The sequence below is a fragment of the Stutzerimonas azotifigens genome (assembly GCF_013522725.1).
GTDB classification, from domain to species: Bacteria; Pseudomonadota; Gammaproteobacteria; order Pseudomonadales; family Pseudomonadaceae; genus Stutzerimonas; species Stutzerimonas azotifigens_A.
In genome coordinates this window covers 20,399-44,431 of the sequence record NZ_JAAMRF010000004.1, presented here as the reverse complement: position 1 = coordinate 44,431, position 24,033 = coordinate 20,399, and the positions used below count along the sequence as shown (strand labels likewise).

Genomic DNA, 24,033 nt, shown 5'->3' with positions numbered 1-24,033 from the left:
AAGGGGTTGAGTCCACGCCTGTTGACCTACATGGTGGCGTTCGCCGCCTTTCTCGGGCCCTTCACCCAGACCGTCTATGCGCCGATCCTGCCCGAACTGGGCGCGGCGCTGGACACCACACCGTTTCTGATCAACCTCAGCATCTCGATCTTCACCCTGACGCTGGCATTCATGCAGATCGTCTACGGGCCGCTGGTCGATCGTGCCGGGCGCAAGCGCACGTTGCTGGCGGGGCTGGGGATATACGTGGTGGCATCACTCGGCTGCTTCCTGGCCCAGAGCATCGAGACGTTGCTGGTGTTTCGCGCGCTGCAGGCGGTGGGCATCGCGGCCAGCGCGGTGGTGGCGGTGACCGTGATCGGCGACCTCTTCGAGGGAACTTCGCGGGGCAGGGCCATGGGCACCTTCCAGATGATGGTCGCGCTCGGCCCGGTGGCAGGGCCGGTGGTGGGCGGCTTCGTCGGCGAGCACCTCGACTTCCATTACGTCTTCCTGTTGCTGACGCTGGTCGGCTGCCTGGCGCTCACGGCCAATGCGCTGTGGTTACGCGAGACGGGGCCATCGGGAGCAAACCCCAAGCCGTTCCATCCGCGTGTCTATCTTCAGGTCCTGGGCAATCGCCAAGGGCTGGCGGTCATGCTGCTGGGTTTCGTCCAGTACTACGCCTTCTACAACTACCTGGTATTCATGCCACGGGTGCTCGATGCCAGTTACGGGCTGAGCGCGAGCGAGAAAGGATTGGTGTTTCTGCCGCTCTCGGTAGCGGTCGTGGCGGGCAGCTTTGCCGGCGGGCGGTTGCTGGCGCACTGGCGGTTGCGGCCGATGCTGGTGACCACCGCCGCGGTGAACGCGCTCAGCCTGCTGATGTTTCTGGTGGTGGCGCAGGTGTCCCTGGCGGCGTTGGTGGTGGCGGTCGCGGTATTCGGCTTGTTCCTCGGGCTCTCGCTGCCGGTGCAGACCAGCCTGTTGATGGACCTGTACCACGACGACCGCGCGACGGCCGTGGGCAGCTACAACTTCTTCCGCTTCCTTGGCATGGCGACCGGGCCGGTGCTGGGGTCCTGGCTGTATCAAGACGGCAATCTGGGCCTGCTCTACGGCTTCGCCGCCGCGGCCTTCCTGCTCGCCGTGCTGCACTGCGCCTGGCGTTTTCGCCAGTCTTCGTCAGCGTCCCGGTGAGTGCTTCGGGGCCGCGGCTACGCGCTAGAACAGCGCGCGCTCGGCCTTGAACTTAAAGAGCGCATCGCACTGACCATTCTGCCCTGAATAGGCCGCACAGTCCGCGCCGTTCAGATCCGACGCGGTGTAGGACAGGTTCAGGTCGATGCCTAACCAAGGGCGTGACAGGTTCACCGACCAGTCGTTGAAGGCCCGTACCCGCCCGTTGCCAGGCACCCATACCGGGCTGTCCAGCTCGTAGTTGGAGTACTTGACGCGCATGTTGACCCCCAGCGGGCTGACCGAGCCCAGGTCGACGAACAGGGTGCTGTCGGTGCGTCCGGGGGCGTTGCTCATCGCGGCGCCCACCCGGCTGCCGGCAAGGGTCAGACCCGCATAGAGCTGGCTGCGGTCCGCGGCCTCCAGTTCCGGGAAACTGTAGCGGATCATGCCGAGCTCGTAGCCGAGCTTCGCGGAGTTCGGGTGTTGCTGGTAGCCGAGGTAGGAGTTCACTTGCAGCTGGCTGCCGTCGAATAGGCCAGCGCTGGGCGACCACTGTCCCACGTACCAGCCGCTGGAATGGGTCATGTCCATCCCGCCATGAAAGGCGCCCGCGGTGGTCGGTGTGACCAGGCCCTGGGCCATGCTGCGGGTTGGTGCGGTGCCGAGCTTGAGGTCGAAGTCGCCCAGTTCGCGTTCCATCACCTGGGCCTGGACGCTCCCCGCCGCCAGCAGGGAAAGTATCAGGATGATCCTGTGGTTCATCGGTCACTCCATGTGCGGCTGAGGGGGTGTCCTCACGCCAATCGAATTGCCTCGCTATCGGCAGATGGAAAAGGTGGTGCGTCACGCTCTGTCGGCGTATGGATCGGCGGTTTCGCCGTGGGCTTCGTCCTGACGGGCGAGCCGTCTGGATCGAGCGATTCGGAGGATAGTGGGTTTAGTTCCGCGGTTTTTTGCCGTTCGTCGAAACTTCGTCTGCGCTGCGGCCCGGCCCGCCGAACGGTCGTGCCAGCCCAGGTTTGCGACGGGCGATGGTCATTGCAACGATCCGCCGTCCGGCGCCTCCAATCTGTTAGGGCCGCCCGGCGCGGCCGTGCGATCAGCGGAGGTGAGCCATGGCTGGAGGATGGACGAATGACGGTGCGGTCCAGGACCAGATCGACAGCACCATCGAGGATGCGGTCCAGCGTGCCCGCAGTCGGCTGGGACAGGGCGAGAGCCTGAAGCACTGCGAGGAATGCGGCGCCGCCATTCCCGAAGCGCGCCGGCAGGCGGTCAAGGGCGTGCGCCTATGCGTACGCTGCCAGAGCGAGCAAGACAAGGAGCAGGCCAAGTATTCGGGCTACAACCGACGCGGTAGCAAGGACAGCCAGCTGCGCTGAGGCGGATCAGGCCTCGAGCGCTTCGAGGGGCATGTCAAAGGTAAAGGTCGTGCCGTGTTCGGCGCTCGAACTGACCCGGATCTCGGCGCCGTGCGAACGCGCAATCTCGCCGACGATGAACAGGCCCAGGCCGAGCCCGCGCTTGGAGCCGTCGTCCGAAGGGCGCCAATAGGGCTGGAACAACAGGGACAGTTTCTCGGGCGCGATCGGCTCGCCCTGGTTGGCCACTGCGATCAGCAGCCGCTCTTCCTTTATCCCGACGCGCACTTCGATCGGCGCCTGTACATCGCCATGGCTGGCGGCATTGGCCAGCAGGTTGGAGAGCAACTGGGCGATTCGGTCCGGGTCGCAGCGTACCGCAATCGGCACCTGGATGTCGGTCGTGAACCGGCGATCTGCGTTGGCGCTTTGCACTTCGCTCACTACATGAAGCAGCGTGTGCTCCAGATTCTCGATCCGGGAAAGGTTCAACGGAATGCCGTTGCCCAGCCGGCCCCGGGCAAGATCCAGCACATCCTCGACCAGACGCAGCGCACGGTGGCCCGACATCAGGATGTTCGAGGCGATGCCTTCGACCCGCGGCTCGGTGGCCCGGCGCAACAGCAACTGGGCGCCTGCGGTGATGGAGAACAGCGGATTGCGCAGGTCGTGGCCGAGCAACGCGATGAACTGCTCGCGTACTTCGGCGGTTTCCTGCGCGTCCAGCAGCGCGGCTTCGGTGGAGACGAAACGCTCTTCGGCCTCCAGCTGGATCGCCAGCAGGCGGCAGAAGGACTCCATCATCGCGAGGATCTTGGGATCGGACAGGTCCCTCGGCTCCGGGTCGAGCGCGCAGAGGGTACCGAAGAAGCTGCCATCGGAGCGAAACACCGGCGCCGAAATGTAGCTTTCGAAGCCGTAAAGGCGCGGGGTGTGGTGATTGGCGTAGGTGCAGTCCTCGCTGACCTTGCTGATCACGATGGGGCGGTGGGAGCTCTGGATTTCATGGCAGAGGGTGGTGGCGACTTCCAGATCTCCGCCGACGGCCAGCCCGAAGTTGATCTGGTCGAGCACGGCGCAGGCCGTCCAGCTGTCTTGGGTGACGCGAGCCACCGCGGCAAAGCGCAAGCCCGTGGTCTCGGCGACCACCTGCAGGATGGACGGTACCGCACTGATTCGGGCAACGGCGGCGAGGTCGCTGGCTTTGGTGCGCTTCATGCGATGACCACTTGCTGCTTCGAAATGTGAACGGGTCGGCCAGCTTATCAGCCGCGACCGCCCTTCACCAATTGCGGGCCCGGGGTGATCCGGGCCCGCTGGGTCAGAACAGGAAGTAGCGCTGCGCCATCGGCAATACCTCGGCCGGCTCGCACCAGAGCAGCTGGCCGTCGGCCTTGACCTGATAGTTCTGCGGGTCCACGTCGATGTTCGGCGTGTAGTCGTTGTGGATCAGGTCTTTCTTCTGCACCGTGCGGCAGCCCTTGACCACGCCGATCTTCTTCTTCAGCCCCAACTGCTCCGGTACACCCGCCTCGGCCGCGGCCTGGCTGATGAAGGTGAAGCTCGACGCATGCAGGCTGCCACCGTAGCTACCGAACATCGGCCGGTAATGCACCGGTTGCGGCGTCGGGATCGAGGCGTTGGCGTCGCCCATCAGGCTTGCGGCAATGACGCCACCCTTGAGAATCAGCGTCGGTTTGACGCCGAAGAACGCCGGGCGCCAGAGGATCAGGTCCGCCCACTTGCCGACTTCGATGGAACCGACCTCGTGGCTGATGCCGTGGGTGATCGCCGGGTTGATGGTGTACTTGGCGATGTAGCGCTTGACGCGAAAATTGTCGTTGCCCGGGCCGTCGCCGGGGAGGGCGCCGCGCTGCTTCTTCATCTTGTCGGCGGTCTGCCAGGTGCGGGTGATCACCTCGCCGACGCGGCCCATGGCCTGGCTGTCGGAGCTGATCATCGAGAAGGCGCCCAGGTCGTGCAGGATGTCCTCGGCAGCGATGGTTTCGCGGCGGATGCGGCTCTCGGCGAAGGCGACATCCTCGGCGATGCTCGGATCCAGATGATGGCAGACCATCAACATGTCCAGGTGCTCATCGATGGTATTGCGGGTGAATGGCCGGGTCGGGTTGGTGGAGCTGGGCAGCACGTTCGGGAAACCGCAGGCCTTGATGATGTCCGGCGCGTGGCCGCCGCCGGCGCCTTCGGTGTGGTAGGTGTGGATGGTGCGGCCCTTGAACGCGCCGAGGGTGGTCTCGACGAAGCCCGACTCGTTGAGCGTGTCGGTATGGATCGCGACCTGGATGTCGTACTGGTCGGCTACGTCCAGGCAGTTGTCGATCGCCGCCGGCGTCGTGCCCCAGTCTTCATGTAGCTTCAGACCAATGGCGCCGGCCTTGACCTGCTCGATCAGCGGCTCGGGCAGCGAGACGTTGCCCTTGCCGGTGAAGCCGATGTTCATCGGAAAGGCCTCGGCTGCCTGGAGCATCCGCGCCATGTGCCAGGGGCCGGGCGTCACGGTGGTGGCGTAGGTGCCGGTCGCAGGCCCCGTGCCGCCGCCGATCATGGTGGTGGTGCCGCTCATGAGGGCTTCTTCGATCTGCTGCGGGCAGATGAAGTGGATGTGCGAGTCGATGCCGCCGGCGGTGAGGATCATCCCCTCGCCAGCGATCACCTCGGTGGCGCCCCCGATGGCGATGGTCACGTCCGGCTGGATGTCCGGGTTGCCGGCCTTGCCGATGGCGGCGATACGCCCGTCCTTGAGGCCCACGTCGGCCTTGACGATGCCCCAGTGGTCGATGATCAGCGCATTGGTGATCACGGTGTCGACCACATCGGCGGCGCACAGCTGGCTCTGGCCCATGCCGTCGCGGATCACCTTGCCGCCGCCGAACTTCACTTCATCGCCGTAGGTGGTGAAGTCTTGCTCGACCTCGACCCAGAGTTCGGTGTCGGCCAGGCGTACCCTGTCGCCGACGGTGGGGCCGAACATGTCGGCGTAGGCTTGGCGGGAAATCTTCATGTGAGTCTCGTCCTGTCCGTAGGGTGGACAACGCGAAGCTTGTCCACCGGTCATGGTTGTGTGGAAAAGCCTGCGGCGTTTTCCACCCTACGAATCGCGCCTTGTCAAAGCTTCCCCATCACCCGGCCGGCGAAGCCGTACACCGTGCGAGTGCCCGCCAGGTCGACCAGCTCGACGTCGCGGCTCTGCCCGGGCTCGAAACGCACCGCGGTGCCGGCCGGGATGTTCAGGCGCATGCCGCGGCTCGCGGCGCGGTCGAAGGTCAGCGCGTCGTTGGTCTCGAAGAAGTGGAAGTGCGAGCCGACCTGGATCGGCCGGTCGCCGCTGTTGGCAACCGTCAGCTGCAGCGTGCGACGCCCGACGTTGAGTTCGATGTCGCCTTCCTTGATCTGGTACTCACCGGGAATCATGCGGGCCTCCTGAGGGTTTTGAAGTAGAGCGCGGTGGGGTGGTAGACCCCGTCGGGCCGCGCGGCGTAGTCGGGTATCTCGCCGGCACGCTGATAGCTGAGCGACTGATATAGCGCCTCGGCCGGGCTGCCGGCTTCGGTGTCCAAATACAGCAGGCCGAGCCGACGTTGCAGCGCTTCGGCTTCCAGCGTCTGCATCAACCGGCGGGCGATGCCCTGGCGCCGTGCGCTCTGGAGCACCAGCAGCTTCTGTACTTCGGCGCGGTTCAGGCCATTGCGCTTGGTGCAGGGCGCCAGCTGGACGCTGCCCAGCACGCTGTCGCCCTGCGTGGCGATCCACAGGCAGAGCGTGTCCTGCTCGAGTTGCCCGGCGACCGCATCGAAGTAGGCGTCGGCCTCGGCGAGGCTCAGATCGGCCAGAAAGCCCACCGAGGCGCCGTGGGCGACGGCATCGACCAGCAGGGCGATCAGGCCGGGCCTGTGGGATTCGAACTGCCCGGCCTCCAGCCTGGCGATGTCCAGCGCGTGGGCCTGTGGCATCACGGCTTCTCGAGCATCAGCTGCATGAAGGTGAGGTCGAGCCAGCGGCCGAACTTGCAGCCCACCTGGCGCATGTGCCCGGCGTGGACGAAGCCGAGCTGCTGGTGCATGTGCACCGAGGCGCGGTTCTCGCTCTCGATCGCACCGATCATGACGTGTTTGCCCAGTGCCCGGGCGCGGATGATCAGCTCGCTCATCAGGTTGCGGCCGACGCCGACGCCGCGCTGGCCCTGGCGGACGTAGACGGAGTGCTCGACGGTATGGCGAAAGCCGTCGTGCGGGCGCCAGGGACCGAAGGTGGCATAGCCGCAGACGTGGCCTTTCTCGCTTGCAGCCACCAGCAGCGGGTAGCCCAGGGCGTGGCGTTCGGCCATCCAGGCGCGGCGATTTTCCAGGTCGACCGGCTGGTCGTTCCAGATTGCGGTGCTGTTCTGCACGGCGTCGTTATAGATTTCCAGAATGCCTTGGAGATCGGCATCGGTGGCGTCGCGTATCTGCACGGCAAAGCCTCGTTCAGGTGGCCAGGACGGAATGATCAGGCAATGGGCTGGTGCACGGTGACCAGCTTGGTGCCGTCGGGGAACGTCGCTTCGACCTGTATTTCGGGAATCATTTCCGGCACGCCTTCCATGACCTGCTCGCGGGTCAGCAGGGTGGTGCCGTAGTGCATCAGGTCGGCCACGGTCTGGCCGTCCCGGGCGCCTTCGAGCAAGGCTGCGGAAATATACGCCATCGCCTCGGGGTAGTTGAGCTTCAGGCCGCGGGCGAGGCGGCGCTCGGCGACCAGGCCGGCGGTGAAAATCAGCAGTTTGTCTTTTTCGCGGGGTGACAGATCCATACGGACTCCAAAAACGGGGTGGCAATGGCTGAACCTTGCCACCGGACTATTCGTTGCATCGTATCGGTGGAAGCGCTACGCGGTCTTTCACTTACGGTTATGCGTCAGGTACTCCAGATTCGCGGCGGTAGCGCCTCGCGTCCCAGCAGTTCGGGGCGCAGCAGGCGCCAGAGCGCGATCAGCCAGGCGCGCGCCTGCAACGCTTCGCTGGCCAGGCAGCGTGCAACGATCAGACCGGGCAGCTGGGTCAGGTCGCCGCGAAGCGATCCGCCGGCCTGCCGCTCCAGCTCCCGGCAGGCCTGCAGGCAGCTGGCGTCGAGTTCGCCGGTCACCAGCAGCGTAGCGAAGACCGGTTGCCCCGCCAGGCCGATCGGCGAGTCGAGCAAGCGGTCACCGCCTTCGATGCGCTGGCGTTCGTGCCAGAGCAGCGCGCCATCGCGGCGGATGTCGAGCCGGCTCTGGAAGTGCCCCAGATCGAAGCGCTCGCCACTGGCCGGTCGACCGAGGGCGACGATGTCCCAGTAGAACAGCCGAGCGTCGCCATGCAGCTCGATACGCGTGTCGAGTTCAGCCTGAGCGGCGCTGTAGACAATGCTTTCCTGCGGCAGCCATTCGAGCGTCGCGCCGGGCTCGACGCGCAGATCGACCTGCTGGAAGGCCGGACCGCTGGCGCGGTACCACTTGGCTGCGCCGGGGCTGGTCAGCTGCGCCCAGGCGCCGGTGCCCACGGTGGCCGAGATATCCAGCCGGTCACCGCCGGCGATGCCGCCCGGCGGATGGACGATGATGTGCTGGCAGACCTCAGGGCCTTCGGCATGCAAGTGCTTCTGCACCCGCAGCGGGCCGAGATGGCGACGCTGCACCGGGCGCGTGTGATCGCCGAAGCGCGCGTAGGCCAGTTCCAGCTCGGCGTGCCAGCTGGGGGTGAAAAGGGCAGGGGCGATGGGAGCGTTCATGGGTTCTTATCGTCGAGTCTGGCGGCGTTCACCCTACCTTGAGCCTCAGATGGCAACCAGCCCACGAACACCGTCGGCCTCCATGGTCTCGCCGCGGCCACGTTGGACGATCTCGCCACGGCTCATCACCAGGTACTGGTCGGCGAGCTCGGCGGCGAAGTCGTAGAACTGCTCGACCAGCAGGATCGCCATGTCGCCCTGAGCGGCGAGCTTCTTGATCACCACGCCGATTTCCTTGATCACCGAGGGCTGAATGCCTTCGGTCGGCTCGTCGAGGATCAGCAGCCGCGGCCGGGTTGCCAGGGCGCGGCCGATCGCCAGCTGCTGTTGCTGGCCGCCGGACAGGTCGCCGCCGCGGCGGTGCTTCATCTCCAGCAGCACCGGGAACAGCTCGTAGATGAAGGCCGGCACTTCCTTGGCCTCGCGGGCGCTGAAGCGGGACAGGCCCATCAGCAGGTTCTCCTCGACGGTCAGGCGGCCGAAGATTTCGCGGCCCTGCGGCACATAGGCGATGCCCGAATGGACGCGCTGGTGGGTCTTGTAGCCGGTGATGGCTTTGCCTTCCCAGTCGATCCGGCCTTCCTTCGACGGGATCAGCCCCATCAGGCACTTGAGCAGCGTGGTCTTGCCTACGCCGTTGCGGCCGAGCAGGCAGGTCACTTCGCCGATCCGGGCCTCGAATGACAGGCCCCGGAGGATGTGGCTGCCGCCGTAATACTGGTGCAGTTGTTGGACTTGCAGCATGTGGATGTCCTTCTTTCTTCTGTACGCGTGGAAAAGGCTTCGCCGTTTTCCACCCTACGTAGCGGGCGGCGTAGGCTGGATGGCTGCAGCCATCCACCGCCTGTGCGCCTTAGCGCCCCAGATAAACCTCGATCACGCGCTCGTCGGCCTGGACCTTGTCCAGCGAGCCCTCGGCCAGTACCTGGCCCTGGTGCAGCACGGTGACGTGGTCGGCGATGCTGCCGACGAAGCCCATGTCGTGCTCGACGACCATCAGCGAGTGCTTGCGTGCCAGCGACTTGAACAGCTCGGCGGTGAACTCGGTCTCCGCATCCGTCATGCCCGCCACGGGCTCGTCGAGCAGCAATAACTGGGGCTCCTGCACCAGCAGCATGCCGATCTCAAGGAACTGCTTCTGCCCGTGGGACAGCAGCCCCGCCGGCCGGCGGCGCGAGTCGCTCAGGCGGATGGTGGCCAGAATCTCGTCGATGCGGTCGCGCTGCTCGCCGCTCAGGCGCGCCCGGAGGCTGGCCCAGACCGACTTGTCGGTGTTCTGCGCCAGCTCCAGGTTCTCGAACACCGAAAGTGCCTCGAACACGGTCGGCTTCTGGAATTTGCGGCCAATGCCGGCCTGAGCGATCTGCACTTCGCTCATGCCGGTCAGGTCCAGGGTTTCGCCAAAGAAGGCGGTACCGCTGTTGGGCCGCGTCTTGCCGGTGATGACGTCCATCAGCGTTGTCTTGCCGGCCCCGTTGGGGCCGATGATGCAGCGCAGCTCTCCGACGCCGATGTACAGCGTCAGGTCCGTTAGCGCCTTGAAGCCGTCGAAGCTGACGTTGATGTCTTCCAGGCTGAGGATGGTGCCATGGCGCACGTCCAGGCCCTTGGCGGCCGTATGGCCAAGCCCGATGGCTTCGCGACCCTTGCCTTCGGGGCCGTCCAGCACCGGTTCGAGCATCAGTTCCGGGGTTGCCGAGGCTCTCATTGCTCACCTCTCTTGCGGATCAGTCCGATCACGCCGCGTGGCAGGTACAGGGTGACCAGGATGAACAGCGCGCCCAGGGCGAACAGCCAGTATTCGGGGAACGCCACGGTGAACCAACTCTTCATGCCGTTGACCAGCCCGGCGCCGAGCAGCGGGCCGATCAGCGTGCCGCGTCCGCCCAGGGCGACCCACACGGCCGCTTCGATCGACTGGGTCGGCGCCATTTCGCTGGGGTTGATGATCCCCACCTGCGGCACGTAGAGCGCACCGGCCAGGCCGCACAGCACCGCCGACAGCACCCAGATGAAGAGCTTGTAGCCGCGCGGGTCGTAGCCGCAGAACATCAGCCGGTTCTCGGCGTCACGCACGGCGGTCAGCACCCGACCGAACTTGCTCCGTGCCAGCTTCCAGCCGAGGAACAGGCTGCCAGCCAGCAAGGCGACGGTGGCCAGGAACAGCACGGCGCGGGTACCCGGCGCGGTCAGCGAGAAACCGAGGATCGAGCGGAAGTCGGTGAAGCCGTTGTTGCCGCCGAAGCCGGTCTCGTTGCGGAAGAACAGCAGCATCCCGGCAAAGGTCAGCGCCTGGGTCATGATCGAGAAATAGACGCCCTTGATCCGCGAGCGGAAGGCGAAGAAGCCGAACACCAGCGCCAGGAGCCCCGGCGCCAGTACCACCAGGCACATCGCCCAGACGAAGCTCGAGGTGCCGTACCAGTACCAGGGCAGCTCGTTCCACGCCAGGAAGCTCATGAACGCGGGCAGGCCGTCGCCAGCGGTCTGGCGCATCAGGTACATGCCCATGGCGTAGCCGCCCAAGGCGAAGAACAGGCCATGGCCCAGCGACAGCAGGCCGGCATAGCCCCACACCAGATCGAGCGCCAGGGCGACGATGCAGTAGCAGAGTATCTTGCCGACCAACGTCAGGGTGTAGGCTGACACGTGCAGCGGATGGTCGCTCGGCAGCAGGTGCAGCAACGGCATGGCGACGAGTACCGCAAGGACCAGTCCGAGGGCCAGGGCGGTGAGTTTCGGGCCGGCCTTCTGCGCGGCCGTGAGGGTCAGGGGCTGGTTCATGGGCGGTACTCCTGCCTGGGGTTGATGGCGGGAATGCCGATCCGTAGGGCGGATGAAACCCGCCGAACAGGCTGGACGTCGCCTCCGCTTCGGCGGGTTTCACCCGCCCTATGGCATACCGAGGGATATCGGATGACGGTATTCAATCGATCACCCTCCCTTTGAGCGCGAACAGACCCTGCGGGCGCTTCTGGATGAACAGGATGATCAGCGCGAGGATGAGGATCTTGCCCAGCACTGCACCGATCTGCGGTTCGAGGATCTTGTTGGCGATGCCGAGGCCGAAGGCCGCGAGGATGCTGCCGGCGAGCTGCCCGACGCCGCCGAGCACCACCACCAGGAAGGAGTCGATGATGTAGCCCTGGCCGAGGTCGGGGCCGACGTTGCCGATTTGCGACAGCGCTACGCCACCGAGCCCGGCGATGCCGGAGCCGAGGCCGAAGGCCATCATGTCGATGCGTCCGGTGGGCACGCCGCAGCAGGCCGCCATGTTGCGGTTCTGGGTCACCGCACGCACGTTCAGGCCCAGGCGGGTCTTGTTCAGCAGCAGCCAGGTCAGCAGCACGACGAACAGCGCGAAGCCGATGATCACCATGCGGTTGTAGGGCAGTACCAGGTTGGGCAGCACCTGCAGGCCGCCCGATAGCCAGCCGGGGTTGGCCACTTCGACGTTCTGCGCGCCGAAGATCACGCGCACCAGTTGAATCAGGATCAGGCTGATGCCCCAAGTGGCCAGCAGGGTTTCCAGCGGGCGGCCGTAGAGGTGGCGGATCACCGTGCGTTCCAGCGCCATGCCGATCGCGGCAGTGACGAAGAAGGCCACCGGCAACGCCGCCAGGGGATAGAGCGCGATCGCACCGGGGGCGAATTTCTGGAAGAGGATCTGCACCATGTAGGTGGAGTAGGCGCCCAACATCAGCATTTCGCCGTGGGCCATGTTGATCACGCCGAGCAGGCCGAAGGTGATCGCCAGACCCAGGGCGGCGAGCAGCAGGATCGAGCCGAGCGACAGGCCGCTGAAGGCCTGCCCGAGCAGTTCGCCGATCAGCAGCTTGCGCTTGACCTGGGCCAGGCTGGTCTCGGCGGCCTTGCGTACGGCGTCGTCGGTTTCCGCTTCGTCAGCAAGCAGGTTCTCAAGGCGCACCCGGGCTTGAGGCGCGCCGGTCTCGCCGAGCAGACGCACCGCGGCGAGGCGCACGGCAGGGTCTTCGGCAGTCAGTTGCAGGTTGGCGAGTGCCAGGGTGAGGGCTTCCTGCACTGCATCGTCGGCTTCGATGGCCAGGCGTTTTTCCAGCAGCGGAAGCTGCTCGGGGCTGGCGCTGCGTTGCAGACGGCGGGCTGCGGACAGGCGCTCGATGGCATCGTCGGAGTAGAGCTGGTGGCTCGCCAGCGCTGTGTTGAGCAGGCCGCGCAGGCGGTTGTTCAGGCGCAGGGGCGCGGGGGTGCCGACGGGTTGGGCGTCGCCTTCCAGCGCGCGGTACTCATCACCTTCGCGGATGAAGGGCGCCTTGTTCTCGTCAATGACGACACGGTTGGCGCGCAGCGCTTCGATCAGCGGCAGGCGTTCGGGAACAGGCTCGCTCGACCAGGCCTGCAGGAGCTTGGCCTGCTTGGCAGGGTTGGCGGCGGCGTAGTCGGCTGCGTCTCCGGCCTGCGCCGTCCAAGGCAGGGCGAGCAGGAGCAGTAGCAATAATCGGTGCAGGGCAGTGTTCATGTGTGCATTCCCCAGGGGACGCCGCGTGCTCTCTTGGCGGAGGTGGCGGCGGAGGGAAGGTGGATAGAGACGGCGTCGACTCCGCGTCCCGATCCACCCTACGAAAGCCGAGTGGATCGCGGGGTGGATGGCGCTTCACCCATCCACCGCACGACAACAGCGGTTAGTTCGACTTCACCGCGTAATCCGGCTTCTTGTCGTTGCCCGGAATGTACGGACTCCACGGCTGGGCACGGACCGGGCTTTCGGTTTCCCAAACGACCGAGAACTGACCGTCTTCCTGGACTTCGCCAATCATCACCGGCTTGTGCAGGTGGTGGTTGGTCTTGTCCATGGTCAGGGTGTAGCCGCTCGGCGCCTCGAAGCTCTGGCCAGCCAGGGCGTCGCGCACCTTGTCCACGTCGGTGGTGCCGGCTTTCTCGACGGCCTGCGCCCACATGTGGATGCCGACGTAGGTGGCTTCCATCGGGTCGTTGGTCACGGCGCGATCGGCGCCCGGAAGGTTCTTCGCCTTCGCGTAAGCCTTCCACTTGCCGACGAATGCGGTGTTGACCGGGTTCTGCACCGACTGGAAGTAGTTCCAGGCCGCCAGGTGGCCGACCAGCGGCTTGGTGTCGATGCCGCGCAGTTCTTCCTCGCCCACGGAGAACGCCACGACCGGCACCTCGGTCGCTTCCAGGCCCTGGTTGGCCAGTTCCTTGTAGAAAGGCACGTTGGAGTCGCCGTTGATGGTCGAGACCACGGCGGTCTTGCCGCCAGCGGAGAACTTCTTGATGTTGGCGACGATGGTTTGATAGTCGCTGTGGCCGAAGGGGGTGTAGACCTCTTCGATATCCTTCTCGGCGACGCCCTTGCTGATCAGGAAGGCGCGCAGGATCTTGTTGGTGGTGCGCGGGTAGACGTAGTCGGTGCCGAGCAGGAAGAAGCGCTCAGCCGAGCCGCCGTCTTCGCTCATCAGGTACTCGACGGCCGGAATCGCCTGCTGGTTCGGGGCGGCACCGGTGTAGAAGACGTTCGGCGAGAGCTCTTCACCCTCGTACTGCACGGGGTAGAACAGCAGACCGTTGAGTTCTTCGTAGACCGGCAGGACCGATTTGCGCGAGACGCTGGTCCAGCAACCGAACGTGACCGCGACCTTGTCCTGGGTCAGCAGCTGGCGACCGCGTTCGGCGAACAGCGGCCAGTTGGAGGCCGGGTCGACGACGACCGGCTCGAGTTGCTTGCCGAGCACGCCGCCCTTGGCGTTGATTTCGTCGATGGTCATCAGCGCCATGTCCTTCAGGGACGTTTCGGAGATGGCCATGGTGCCGGACAGCGAATGCAGGATGCCGACCTTGATGGTTTCGGCCGCCTGCAGGCTATAGGGGAACAGGCCGCTGAGCACCAGAGCGCTGGCGGCGAGGGTGGTCTTCAGAAAAGGACGGCGTTTCATTATGAGTAGCTCCTTGGCTGTCCGTGCGCAACTGTGGGTTGGGTCCATCGGGACAGAGGAGCAATGGCAGCATCCGTGCCAATGAAGCTAACAGGTTGATTAATAAAGGTTTAAGCGGGTTTTATGCGGCTATCCAGTCTCGGTTGCGCTTCATGATGGTGCGTTATCGGGTCGTTCGGGCGGTTCTTTTTTACTGATGCACTTTTTTGGTGCCATACGTCCGCCGGCGCGCTCGTCACGGAGAACAGGTAGGCGGGCAAGACTTGCCCAGGGCATCTCGCCCCGCCTAGCATGGCCGCCTTTCCTCCCTCGACAGACCACCCTTCATGCCCCGTCCGCCACGTCCTTCATCGCGCCCCGTCGGCAAGGACCCTCGGCCTGCCGCGGTTCGGCGCGTGGCCAAGGCGCCGCCGGCCGAGCCTCGCCTGTTGCTCTTCAACAAGCCGTTCGATGTGCTGACGCAGTTCAGCGATGGCGAGGGCCGCGCCACCCTGAAGGATTTCATCGACGTCCCGGCGATCTACCCGGCCGGTCGTCTGGACCGCGACAGCGAGGGCTTGCTGCTGCTGACCAACGATGGTCGCCTGCAGGCGCGTATCGCCGACCCGAAGCACAAGTTGCCCAAGACCTACTGGGTCCAGGTCGAGGGCGAGGCGAGCGATGAGCAGCTTCGGCAGCTGAGCGAAGGCGTGCAACTGAACGATGGCCCGACGCTGCCAGCCCAGGCGCGACGGCTGGAGGAACCGGACCTCTGGCCGCGCAACCCGCCGGTGCGCTATCGCAAGAGCGTCCCCACTTGCTGGCTGGAGCTGGTCATCCGTGAAGGGCGCAACCGTCAGGTGCGGCGGATGACCGCTGCGGTAGGGTTGCCGACCCTGCGGCTCGTCCGGGTGCGGATCGGAGACTGGGCCCTGGAAGGGCTGGAGCCAGGGCAGTGGCGAGAGGTGTCGCCGCGCCTTGCCTGAGCGAAGGCGGCGAGCCGGTCAGTGCGGGATGTCGCGTACGGTTTCCACGATGTAGCCGATGATGGGCTTGGCCAGGAAGGCGAACAGGCATAGACCCAGGCCGAGGAACAGGATGGCGGTGCCCAGTCGGCCTGCCTTGGATTTCTTCGCCAGGTCCCAGATGATGAAAGCCATGAAGGCGACCAGGCCGCCGACCAGGACGATCATCATCCACTTCTCGAATACTTCCGGATCCATCGCTACTCCCGTCAAACAGTCGATATACAGCTAGGACAGCGGCCCGTGCCCGGTGCTTCCCGGAGCCGACGGCCTGTCGCGAACGCGGCGCAGTATACGCCCGCTTCAGTCGCGCAGGTGCTCGAGGGGCAGCTCGGTGCTGGAGATCACCTGGCGCAGGACGAAGCTCGAACGCACGCTGGACACGCCCTCGATACGGGTCAGGGTGCCCAGCAGGAATTGCTGGTAGTGGTCCATGTCAGGCACCACCACCTTGAGCTGATAGTCGGCGTCCATCCCGGTCACTAGGCAGCACTCCAGCACTTCAGGGCATTTGTGGATGATTTCCTGAAAGTGCTCGAAGCGCTCCGGGGTGTGCCGATCCATGCCGATCAGCACGTAGGCCGTCAGGCTCAGCCCAAGTTTCTTGCGGTCGAGCAGGGCCACCTGCCGAGCGATGTAGCCGTCGTCTTCGAGCTGTTTGACCCGCCGCGAGCAGGGAGAGGGCGACAGGCCGATGCGTTCGGCCAGCTCCTGGTTGGAGATGCGTGCATCGCGCTGCAGTTCGGCGAGGATGCGCAGGTCGTAGCGGTCCAGTTTGCTCATTTGTTATGCCTTTGTGTTGCGTTATTGCGCTTGATGATGCTTGTGTTATCTGTTATTGCGCAAGCGGCCGTTAATTGAGCAATCTTCGCAAACATCCTGCGCTCGCACGGCGTTAAGCTTTTCCCAACTTCAGCTTCCGGCAGAAGCGGGCGCTCCGAATCAGGCGCGCTACACCGTCGGGCCTATTCGGCACGCCGGCCCGGGGCAGGCACCGCTCACGAGGCGCTGCAACAGAAGGGGCTGCCACAAGCCGCCTACGCATTGCAAAAGGGAGACCCTGGGGTCTCCCTTTTTTATTGCCCGCTCGGCGTGGGGCGGGGGGCGACGACTTCCTGCGGGTCGGCATGCACGAGGACTTCGGTGCTGGGGTACTGGTCGTGGATCGCTGCCTCGGCCTGGTCGCACAAGGCGTGGGCGCGAGTCAGCGGCAGGTCGCCCGGCAGCACCAGGTGCAGCTGGACGAACCAGCGGGTTCCCGAGATCCGGGTGCGCAGGTCATGGCAGCCCAGCACGCCCGGCACCGCGGTGACCAGTTCGAACATGTGCTCGGTGATCGGCGGAGGGAGTTCGGTGTCCATCAGCACCGAACCGGCCTGGCGGACGATCTGGATGGCGCTCCAGAAGATGTACAGCGCAATGGCGATGCCGAACACCGCGTCGAGTCGTTCCCAACCCAGGCCGGCAAGTATCAGCGCCAGCAGGATGCTGCTGTTGAGCAGAAGGTCGGAGCGGTAGTGCAGCGCGTCGGCGCGGATGGCGGTCGAGCCGGTCAAGCGAACCACATGCCGCTGGTAGGCCAGCAGCGCGGCCGTCGCCGCCAGGGAGAGGAGCATCACCGCGATGCCGACGGCTGGGGCCGTGATCGGTTGCGGGTGCAACAGTCGATCCACGGCCTGGATACCCACCAGAATGGCGCTGAGCCCGATGAAGGCCGACTGACCGAGTCCGGCGAGCGCCTCGGCCTTGCCGTGGCCATAGCGATGATCCTCATCGGCCGGGCGCAGGGAGTAGTGCACCGCCAGCAGGTTGAGCAGCGAGGCGGCGCCGTCGAGCAGGGAGTCCGTCAGGCCCGCCAGCAGGCTCACCGAACCACTCAACCACCAGGCGACCGCCTTGCTGGCCGCAAGAAACAGCGCAGTGGCCAGCGCGGCGCGGGTCGCTCGCCGCATCAGCCGCGCCTTGCCGGCTTCGAGGCTCATCGAGGTCCTGCCAGGCGGAGTGTAGCCATGTGCCGCGGGGTCATGCGGCGGTGCGCAGCCCGTAGGCAGCCAGTTGTTCGACGCCGTTCTGTTGGAGCAGACGCGGATCGTCCAGCGGCAGGCTGCGACCGATTTCGCTTTCGATGATGGCCTTCAGACGTGCCTGGTCGACCTTGCCGTCGGCGCCGATTGCTTCCTGCAGTTTTTCCGGTGCCATCGAGTAAGTGTTGTCGGGCAGGTAGATCGCACCGGTGGCGAAGTCGATGCCGAAGGCGATCAGACCGGGGATGACGTAGAACAGCAGGCCGACGGCGTTGAGCACCGCGACCGTGGGGTCGATGCGGCCGTCGATCTGGCCACGGCGATCCGGGTAGAACAGCGTGCCGCAAGCGGACAGCTGGGTGAACAGGGACACGGCAACGACGCCACCAATGACGCGGGTTGGGATACGCATGAGAACCTCCTGGAAAGCGCAACGGGACAAACCGGCGAATGGTACCTGCTTCAGACCACGGCGGTAGCGCTGCTGTTCGCCGCATGCGTGTCGCCGCTCATCACGGCCCTATAATCGCCGGCTGCACAGGAGTTCCCATGAAATCGCTACCCATCGACCAAGCGCTACCGGCTTTGCGTCAGGCCTTGCGCGACCGTGACGAGGCGGTCCTCGAAGCCCCGCCCGGCGCGGGCAAGACCACCCGGGTCCCGCTGGCGCTGCTCGACGAACCCTGGTTGGCGGGCCGCACGATCCTGATGCTGGAGCCGCGCCGCCTGGCCGCCCGCGCCGCCGCGGAACGCCTGGCCAGCGAGCTCGGCGAAAAGGTCGGGGAGCGGGTCGGCTACCGCATCCGCCTGGAGAGCCGGGTGGGGCCGAACACCCGGATCGAGGTGGTCACCGAGGGCATCCTTGCACGTCGTCTTCAGGACGACCCGGCGCTGGACGGGGTCGGGCTGGTCATCTTCGACGAATTTCACGTTTTGCTAAATGCGCAGGAAGTCGCATTGTCTTGTCAGAAAAGCCAGCCACGTCTCGCCTCAGGCTTTGGTAGCTGCCAGTAGGTGGAGTCGGGTAGGTGCTATTGCGCACTACTCAATCTCCTTGGCAGCAAAGCGCAATGCCGACCGCATCCACTCCGGCATCTTGCAGGCCCGGAGCTTCATCAGCTCTTCGCCGCTCAGCGCACTAACAATCTTGGAAACCACATTAGCGGACAGCCCTTCTTTCCCGATGTAGTAGAGAGCAGTAAGCGCCACACCTACCGTCGTGCCGGCGTGCTGCAAGCGGTCCTTGGATACGTGGCGGAGGCGAACCACCGCATTGCCAACCTTGATCTCGCGAGTAGATCCGCTGGTGTAAAAGGTCGGCAACACCTGCATCTGTGTGCTGAGGCCCAACCTCCGAACAGCCTCCGCGCCGTGTATCTGGATCGTCTCGCCGTTCGCCTTCGTGATGACCTCCACGACAGCCAGCGGACTCGGGCGCACCACCCTGCCGGTGTACTTGCTCATTTTGGGGCGCATGTAGACACCGCGAGCGACTCGCTCCAGCGTGCCTGATTGCACCAGCCTAGAAAGCGCTTTATTAATCGACGCACGGGAACCGACCTGCGCGAACACCGCGCCGGCAAATGGCCTCCCCTTTGGCATGTGCTTGACTCGATTTAAAATAGCTTGCGCGACGGACATATGAGCCCCAAAAAGTCAGAATCCACATATTTTCTGACGCCCACAAAAACTATAAGCCCTGCCAAAAACAGGACCTCCAGGCCAGCCACTGGGGACAGAGGGACAGCAAGATCAACACTCACTGTGCGGCCACGGAACCGGCCCCTCACACAGCCTCGCTGAGTAATCAGTCAGGTTCGACTAGAGCTCTCAACTCCTCACCAACCTTCTCCAGGAGCTGCTCAAAACTTTCAGGAGCTTCGGATCCAAGCAAGTAGGTCAGGGCCAAGAGGGTGACAGGGTGAGTGTCGAGCACCGTGCAGAGGCTATCGAGCTTTTCGAGAGTCGGGCTCGTTGCCCCGCGCTCCAGCATGCTGACGAAGGTACGACTGCTAACGAGCGAGAAATCTTCCTGTGCCAGCCCCCTACGCTGCCGCACGAGCCTCAACGCTTTCCCGAACGAATCCCGGACTTCCATTTTGCTGCTCCGCAAAATGGAACGATGAAGCGCGATTGAACAATATATGACTACAAAATATATTGTTCATCAATCAAGTACAATTATCATTAGGAGATTGGCGCGTGTTCAAAACCAGTCGGAATGCGGAACTGCTTCCTGGGCTCTCAACAGCGCCAGATGGCGTGCAGTTCTGGTCATATGTCGAGCTAGAGATGACCTGGCCCTGGTTCTACCTGCAGATCGTTGAGGACGATGGAAACGCGGCCTTTCGAAGCATGCTAATGGTTCCGTCGGTTCCATTGCTGGAACAGGTCATAGCTGCGCAGACCGAGCACGCCTGGCTGGAGCAGGCGTATCTTGTGAGTCCCGGGCATATGAACGAGGTGGGTCGCTGGTTGATGGAGCCGTTACTGGAGATCCTTTCAATTCGTGATGCACAAGGTAGCGAGCTTGGGCACCAGTACCGAGTGGAGGGAGATCGCACGTACTCAACCTCAGCGTGTCAGTCTCTCGGCAGTCGAATTAGTAAACACGTGATCTTCTCTGCTGCATTACATCTGCGAGGCTAACGCCCCACTTCCTACCCGTATCCATAGTCCCATCTGAACCGAGCTCAGTTGTCTTTCCAGAATTCGCTCCGCTGCACAAGGCCGAACTCATCGCCAGTCCTATCGGGATTCTCGTCGAACATGGTGTTGACCATACGCTCGCGGCGGAGACCACTCAGCGCTCGGAAAAAGCAGGCCTCACAGAGATGCACCTCATAACGCTCGCCATCATGCAAACACGATTTGCTGTTGGATGAGCATCACTTCGACGATGCCACCGATGACCGCGTCCGAGGAGAACTTTCAGAGCTCTTGCCCAACCAGGTCTACGAGGTAGAACGGCAACCTTTTTTGGGCCTGATGAGCGGATTGACCAACTACACCATGGCTGACGAGTTTCGCGTAAAGCAGGCGCTCGATATCGCTGTTGCGACCGGTGATTTGCTGGCGGTCGGTAAGGATGGCAAGACCAGGCGTCGCAAGGGCACTAGCATCAAATCCAGTGATATTCTGATAGCTCCCCCGCAGAGACCCATCTTCTTCGTGCCACAGCTGAAGAAATCCAGCTCGGAGAACTGAGGTTCGGCACCGCTCCTTGCTCGGTGGCTCGCCTTAACCGCATCGGTACCGGTAGCTTGGCCCATCGCGTGAAATGCCGAGCATTTCGCTCTAGGGGTCTGGCGCGTCGATCAAATAGCCCATCCCACGCGCGGTTTGTATGAGCTTAGGTTCGAACTCATCATCGATTTTTGCTCTCAGCCGTCGTACCGCCACCTCAATCACATTGGTATCGCTGTCGAAATTCATGTCCCATACTTGGGAGGCGATAAGGGACTTTGAGAGCACTTCCCCGCGACGCCGAAGTAATAGCTCAAGAAGTGCGAATTCCTTTGCAGTTAGGTCTATTCGTTTCCCCGATCGCGTAACTCGACGCCTGAGCAGATCGACCTCAAGGTCGAGGAGTTTGAGTATTGTTTGGTTGGGGACATTATTGCCGCGGCGAAGCAACGTACGGATCCTGGCTAGCAATTCGGAGAAGGCAAACGGCTTGATGAGATAATCATCAGCGCCCAACTCCAATCCCTTTACTCGATCCTGAACCCCGTCTCGGGCGGTGAGAAAGAGCACGGGAACCTCATTACCAGCAGCGCGGACTTTCTGTAAAACCTGCCACCCATCCAGGCCAGGCATCATCACGTCTAAGATGAGCAAGTCGTATGTGGTATGAAGCGCGTGCTGAGCAGCATCGGTCCCGTTTTCAACTCTATCGACTGTGAAGCCTGCCTCTGAAAGCCCCTGCTGTAGGTAGGTGCCTGTTTTCGGCTCGTCTTCAGCAACAAGAAGCTTCATGAAAGTATTCCCTCCGGCATTTGGAGCAGTGTGCCGATTGTCAGGGCGTGCAGCCAGTACCTTACAGAAACGTAATGCTCGCATCATCTGTCTGACAGCTTGTAGCGTTAACGTCTACATCAGCAGTTGCTCCCACACTCTGCTTTTTGGCCTTTTCCATGCTCCTTTGGCCTATCGGCGCCTAGATGGCGCCCTTTTTTTGCCCGCTGGAAACAAGACCTATTTGCCTGAACGAAAAGGCACCATGCACGCTACCTGCGCTTTCGCTTGGGCTCACTGCTTTTATGCATTACTGACGAAACCGTAATGTCTAAATCAGGGTTCTGACAGGAACGCTCGGTTAGCTTAGACACAGGACCAAGCCAAAGCCCCTATTTATGGAGCTGCGCTGGGTCTCCCATGTCTTCGAACGAGGTAACAAGTAATGAAATTCTTCAGATCCGTTTCTGTACTGCTCGCCATCGCAGCAAGCTCTTCCTATGCAATGGCAGAAGGTGGTGGTGATCGTACCTTTGCTCGTATGGAGCAGGCTCGCCAAATAGCGATCGCTAGTTATCAGGCTGACCAGAAGGACCAAGCCCAGGAGGTAGCCTCAAAAGCAACTTCAGCGAAGCACGCCCACGCTAATTGCTGAAGCGAAACCTTACGCAACTGTGAGCATGCACCTTGAGTATCGTTGCAACCGGATCCTTGCACGGAAATCAAAAGCCATTGCGCAGCTTCCACCTGGAGATTGACATGCTCACAGGCGATTTTTTGGGCGATTTCTGAAGCGCTTTAAGCTTACAAAAATGTAATCCCGCGTCTTTCTTAGGCATGCCATATTTACGATTAAAGGCGAGTCGCTTGATAAGACAGACCGTGCGCGAGTTTCTAAGATCAATTAACGCTGGCAACACCAACCTTACGGCTGGTTTCGGCTTGGCTCCTTAGTTTGATTGGAACCTACACATGCAACGTAAAACCTCTAGGCGAACCTTTGTTAAAGGCTTGACTGCCGCAGGCATCCTTGGCGGTCTTGGCTTGTGGCGAGCTCCGGTCTGGGCAGTGACTAGCCCAGGCCAGCCCAGCGTACTAAGTGGCACGGAGTTCGATCTGCTGATTGGGGAGACGCCGGTCAATATCACCGGCGCGGCCCGGACAGCGATGACTATCAATGGGACCATCCCAGGGCCGCTTCTACGTTGGCGTGAAGGGGATACCGTCACGCTGCGAGTCAGAAATAAGTTGAGCGAAGATACATCGATTCACTGGCACGGCATGATCCTGCCGGCCAACATGGATGGCGTGCCTGGATTGAGCTTCCACGGCATCGCTCCCGATGGCATGTATGTCTACAAGTTTCAGGTTAAACAGAACGGTACCTATTGGTACCACAGTCATTCAGGCCTACAAGAGCAGCTTGGTGTCTATGGTCCCTTGGTCATCGATGCGAAGGATCCCGAACCGTTCAGCTATGACCGCGACTATGTGGTGATGTTGACTGATTGGTCCGATGAGGATCCCGCTCGAATCCTTTCTAAGCTCAAGAAGCAGTCCGATTATTACAACTTCCACAAGCGCACTGTCGGAGACTTCATTAACGACGTGAGCGAAGACGGCTGGGCCGCTACGATTGCGAATCGGAAAATGTGGGCTCAGATGAAAATGAGTCCCACCGACCTCGCCGACGTAAGCGGCTACACCTATACCTATCTAATGAACGGCCAAGCACCCGACGGGAACTGGACCGGCATCTTTAAGCCCGGCGAGAAGCTTCGTCTGCGGTTCATCAACGGCTCGGCCATGAGCTATTTCGATGTCCGCATTCCAGGGCTGAAGATGACTGTAGTCGCAGCCGATGGCCAATACGTCAACCCAGTTAGCGTCGACGAATTCCGCATTGCCGTGGCAGAAACCTACGATGTGATTGTCGAGCCTGCGACCGAGGAGGCTTACACGATCTTCGCCCAATCGATGGATCGCACAGGATACGCCCGTGGCACGCTAGCGGTTGCCGAAGGGCTGAGCGCTCCTGTTCCAGAAACCGATCCTAGACCACTAATCACCATGAACGACATGGGGATGGATCACGGCAGCATGGGCGGTATGGCGGGCATGGACCATGGCGGCGACATGGGCGCGATGGACCATAGCAACATGTCCGGCATGAACCACGGTGACATGCAAGGGATGGGCGACATGGGCGCAATGGCCGGCATGGATCACAGCAAAATGGGTGGGATGTCCGGGATGGACCACTCTGGAATGGCTGGAATGAGCGCAGATATTCAATCGCACCCGCCCTCAGAGTCCAATAACCCACTGGTGGACATGCAGACCATGAGCCCAACTCACAGGCTGAACGATCCCGGTATTGGCTTACGAGACAACGGCCGCCGAGTCCTGACCTATGGCGACTTGAGAAGCACTTTCTCCGATCCGGACGGCCGTGAGCCCAGTCGGACGATCGAACTCCATCTCACCGGCCACATGGAGAAGTTCTCCTGGTCATTTGACGGCATAGAGTTCTCTGATTCAGAGCCCCTGCGGCTCAAATATGGCGAGCGGGTACGCATCACTTTGGTCAACGACACCATGATGACCCATCCGATTCATCTGCATGGTATGTGGAGCGATCTTGAGGATGACAATGGAAAGTTCATGGTTCGCAAGCACACGATCGACATGCCTCCAGGTTCGAAGCGCAGCTACCGCGTGACAGCCGATGCACTCGGGCGTTGGGCTTATCACTGTCACCTACTGCTTCACATGGAAATGGGCATGTTTCGTGAAGTCCGAGTGGACGAGTAAGAGGAACTTTATATGGG

27 protein-coding genes and 1 pseudogene are annotated in these 24,033 nt (G+C 62.8%); 8 read left to right on the top strand and 20 right to left on the bottom strand.

What is annotated here, in order from left to right:
* Positions 1 to 6: 6 nt before the first annotated feature.
* Positions 7 to 1,179 (top strand): MFS transporter, encoded by a 1,173-nt coding sequence (locus tag G7026_RS08865; protein ID WP_181070765.1) that lies wholly within the window; start codon positions 7 to 9, stop codon positions 1,177 to 1,179.
* Positions 1,180 to 1,203: 24 nt separating this feature from the next.
* Here the strand turns inward: G7026_RS08865 and G7026_RS08860 are convergent, their stop codons facing one another.
* Positions 1,204 to 1,923 carry a TorF family putative porin gene (locus tag G7026_RS08860; protein WP_181070397.1) on the bottom strand — a complete coding sequence of 240 codons (720 nt, stop codon included), beginning with the start codon at positions 1,921 to 1,923 and terminating at the stop codon, positions 1,204 to 1,206.
* Positions 1,924 to 2,276: 353 nt separating this feature from the next.
* Between G7026_RS08860 and G7026_RS08855 the strand changes: the two genes are divergently transcribed.
* Positions 2,277 to 2,543: a DksA/TraR family C4-type zinc finger protein gene (locus G7026_RS08855; RefSeq protein WP_181070395.1), complete on the top strand. Its 267-nt coding sequence runs from the start codon at positions 2,277 to 2,279 to the stop codon at positions 2,541 to 2,543.
* Positions 2,544 to 2,549: 6 nt separating this feature from the next.
* Here the strand turns inward: G7026_RS08855 and G7026_RS08850 are convergent, their stop codons facing one another.
* From G7026_RS08850 to urtA, 12 genes are all read right to left on the bottom strand, one after another.
* The gene (locus tag G7026_RS08850; RefSeq protein WP_181070393.1) at positions 2,550 to 3,740 is read right to left on the bottom strand and encodes a GAF domain-containing sensor histidine kinase; all 1,191 of its coding nucleotides are present in this window, start codon (positions 3,738 to 3,740) and stop codon (positions 2,550 to 2,552) included.
* A gap of 103 nt (positions 3,741 to 3,843) precedes the next feature.
* Entirely contained in the window at positions 3,844 to 5,544 is a 1,701-nt protein-coding gene (ureC, locus tag G7026_RS08845; protein ID WP_181070392.1) for an urease subunit alpha, read from the bottom strand.
* Between the two features lie 104 nt (positions 5,545 to 5,648).
* A complete protein-coding gene (locus G7026_RS08840) occupies positions 5,649 to 5,954 on the bottom strand; it encodes an urease subunit beta (protein ID WP_181070390.1) in 306 nt (101 codons plus the stop codon).
* Positions 5,951 to 6,493 carry a GNAT family N-acetyltransferase gene (locus G7026_RS08835; RefSeq protein ID WP_181070388.1) on the bottom strand — a complete coding sequence of 181 codons (543 nt, stop codon included), beginning with the start codon at positions 6,491 to 6,493 and terminating at the stop codon, positions 5,951 to 5,953. The genes G7026_RS08840 and G7026_RS08835 overlap by 4 nt, the downstream gene beginning before the upstream one ends.
* Complete coding sequence (locus G7026_RS08830; RefSeq protein WP_181070386.1) at positions 6,493 to 6,993, bottom strand: GNAT family N-acetyltransferase; 501 nt, start codon at positions 6,991 to 6,993, stop codon at positions 6,493 to 6,495. Before G7026_RS08830 ends, G7026_RS08835 begins: the two co-directional genes overlap by 1 nt.
* 35 nt (positions 6,994 to 7,028) lie before the next feature.
* Complete coding sequence (locus G7026_RS08825) at positions 7,029 to 7,331, bottom strand: urease subunit gamma (protein ID WP_181070385.1); 303 nt, start codon at positions 7,329 to 7,331, stop codon at positions 7,029 to 7,031.
* A gap of 104 nt (positions 7,332 to 7,435) precedes the next feature.
* On the bottom strand, positions 7,436 to 8,287 hold the full coding sequence (locus tag G7026_RS08820) for an urease accessory protein UreD (RefSeq protein WP_181070383.1): 852 nt from the start codon (positions 8,285 to 8,287) through the stop codon (positions 7,436 to 7,438).
* Positions 8,288 to 8,332: 45 nt separating this feature from the next.
* Positions 8,333 to 9,031, bottom strand: a complete 699-nt coding sequence (gene urtE, locus G7026_RS08815) for an urea ABC transporter ATP-binding subunit UrtE (RefSeq protein WP_181070382.1) — start codon at positions 9,029 to 9,031, stop codon at positions 8,333 to 8,335.
* A gap of 109 nt (positions 9,032 to 9,140) precedes the next feature.
* The gene (gene urtD / locus G7026_RS08810; RefSeq protein ID WP_181070380.1) at positions 9,141 to 9,995 is read right to left on the bottom strand and encodes an urea ABC transporter ATP-binding protein UrtD; all 855 of its coding nucleotides are present in this window, start codon (positions 9,993 to 9,995) and stop codon (positions 9,141 to 9,143) included.
* On the bottom strand, positions 9,992 to 11,071 hold the full coding sequence (gene urtC, locus G7026_RS08805; protein ID WP_181070378.1) for an urea ABC transporter permease subunit UrtC: 1,080 nt from the start codon (positions 11,069 to 11,071) through the stop codon (positions 9,992 to 9,994). Before urtC ends, urtD begins: the two co-directional genes overlap by 4 nt.
* A 142-nt stretch (positions 11,072 to 11,213) precedes the next feature.
* Complete coding sequence (gene urtB, locus G7026_RS08800) at positions 11,214 to 12,785, bottom strand: urea ABC transporter permease subunit UrtB (protein WP_181070376.1); 1,572 nt, start codon at positions 12,783 to 12,785, stop codon at positions 11,214 to 11,216.
* Positions 12,786 to 12,948: 163 nt separating this feature from the next.
* Entirely contained in the window at positions 12,949 to 14,217 is a 1,269-nt protein-coding gene (gene urtA, locus G7026_RS08795; protein ID WP_181070375.1) for an urea ABC transporter substrate-binding protein, read from the bottom strand.
* A gap of 326 nt (positions 14,218 to 14,543) precedes the next feature.
* On the opposite strand from urtA, the gene G7026_RS08790 reads away from it, so the two are divergent.
* Positions 14,544 to 15,182 carry a pseudouridine synthase gene (locus tag G7026_RS08790; RefSeq protein ID WP_219858373.1) on the top strand — a complete coding sequence of 213 codons (639 nt, stop codon included), beginning with the start codon at positions 14,544 to 14,546 and terminating at the stop codon, positions 15,180 to 15,182.
* 18 nt (positions 15,183 to 15,200) lie between these two features.
* Here the strand turns inward: G7026_RS08790 and G7026_RS08785 are convergent, their stop codons facing one another.
* From G7026_RS08785 to G7026_RS08770, 4 genes are all read right to left on the bottom strand, one after another.
* Complete coding sequence (locus tag G7026_RS08785) at positions 15,201 to 15,419, bottom strand: DUF2788 domain-containing protein (RefSeq protein ID WP_181070369.1); 219 nt, start codon at positions 15,417 to 15,419, stop codon at positions 15,201 to 15,203.
* A gap of 105 nt (positions 15,420 to 15,524) precedes the next feature.
* Positions 15,525 to 16,004, bottom strand: coding sequence for an Lrp/AsnC family transcriptional regulator (locus tag G7026_RS08780; RefSeq protein WP_181070368.1), 480 nt, complete (start codon positions 16,002 to 16,004; stop codon positions 15,525 to 15,527).
* A 293-nt stretch (positions 16,005 to 16,297) separates the two neighbouring features.
* Entirely contained in the window at positions 16,298 to 17,203 is a 906-nt protein-coding gene (locus G7026_RS08775; RefSeq protein ID WP_181070367.1) for a cation diffusion facilitator family transporter, read from the bottom strand.
* 40 nt (positions 17,204 to 17,243) lie between these two features.
* Positions 17,244 to 17,657 (bottom strand): polyribonucleotide nucleotidyltransferase, encoded by a 414-nt coding sequence (locus G7026_RS08770; protein WP_181070366.1) that lies wholly within the window; start codon positions 17,655 to 17,657, stop codon positions 17,244 to 17,246.
* Positions 17,658 to 17,794: 137 nt separating this feature from the next.
* On the opposite strand from G7026_RS08770, the gene G7026_RS08765 reads away from it, so the two are divergent.
* A complete protein-coding gene (locus G7026_RS08765; RefSeq protein ID WP_181070365.1) occupies positions 17,795 to 18,259 on the top strand; it encodes a DEAD/DEAH box helicase in 465 nt (154 codons plus the stop codon).
* A 27-nt stretch (positions 18,260 to 18,286) separates the two neighbouring features.
* Here the strand turns inward: G7026_RS08765 and G7026_RS08760 are convergent, their stop codons facing one another.
* Positions 18,287 to 18,886 (bottom strand): DUF6088 family protein, encoded by a 600-nt coding sequence (locus tag G7026_RS08760; protein ID WP_015275564.1) that lies wholly within the window; start codon positions 18,884 to 18,886, stop codon positions 18,287 to 18,289.
* Positions 18,887 to 19,052: 166 nt separating this feature from the next.
* On the bottom strand, positions 19,053 to 19,343 hold the full coding sequence (locus tag G7026_RS08755; protein WP_003292631.1) for a helix-turn-helix domain-containing protein: 291 nt from the start codon (positions 19,341 to 19,343) through the stop codon (positions 19,053 to 19,055).
* A 104-nt stretch (positions 19,344 to 19,447) separates the two neighbouring features.
* Between G7026_RS08755 and G7026_RS08750 the strand changes: the two genes are divergently transcribed.
* Both G7026_RS08750 and G7026_RS08745 read left to right on the top strand, forming a co-directional pair.
* Positions 19,448 to 19,894 carry a hypothetical protein gene (locus tag G7026_RS08750; RefSeq protein ID WP_003292632.1) on the top strand — a complete coding sequence of 149 codons (447 nt, stop codon included), beginning with the start codon at positions 19,448 to 19,450 and terminating at the stop codon, positions 19,892 to 19,894.
* A gap of 219 nt (positions 19,895 to 20,113) precedes the next feature.
* Positions 20,114 to 20,452: pseudogene (locus G7026_RS08745) on the top strand (three-Cys-motif partner protein TcmP); the annotation flags it as partial.
* Between the two features lie 90 nt (positions 20,453 to 20,542).
* On the opposite strand, the gene G7026_RS08740 reads toward G7026_RS08745, so the two are convergent.
* Positions 20,543 to 21,223 carry a heavy metal response regulator transcription factor gene (locus G7026_RS08740; protein WP_003292635.1) on the bottom strand — a complete coding sequence of 227 codons (681 nt, stop codon included), beginning with the start codon at positions 21,221 to 21,223 and terminating at the stop codon, positions 20,543 to 20,545.
* 424 nt (positions 21,224 to 21,647) lie between these two features.
* Here G7026_RS08740 and G7026_RS08735 point away from each other — a divergent pair, with 424 nt between their 5' ends.
* Both G7026_RS08735 and G7026_RS08730 read left to right on the top strand, forming a co-directional pair.
* A complete protein-coding gene (locus G7026_RS08735; RefSeq protein WP_015275566.1) occupies positions 21,648 to 21,857 on the top strand; it encodes a co-regulatory protein PtrA N-terminal domain-containing protein in 210 nt (69 codons plus the stop codon).
* A gap of 317 nt (positions 21,858 to 22,174) precedes the next feature.
* Positions 22,175 to 24,016: a copper resistance system multicopper oxidase gene (locus G7026_RS08730; RefSeq protein ID WP_158187310.1), complete on the top strand. Its 1,842-nt coding sequence runs from the start codon at positions 22,175 to 22,177 to the stop codon at positions 24,014 to 24,016.
* Positions 24,017 to 24,033 lie beyond the last annotated feature (17 nt).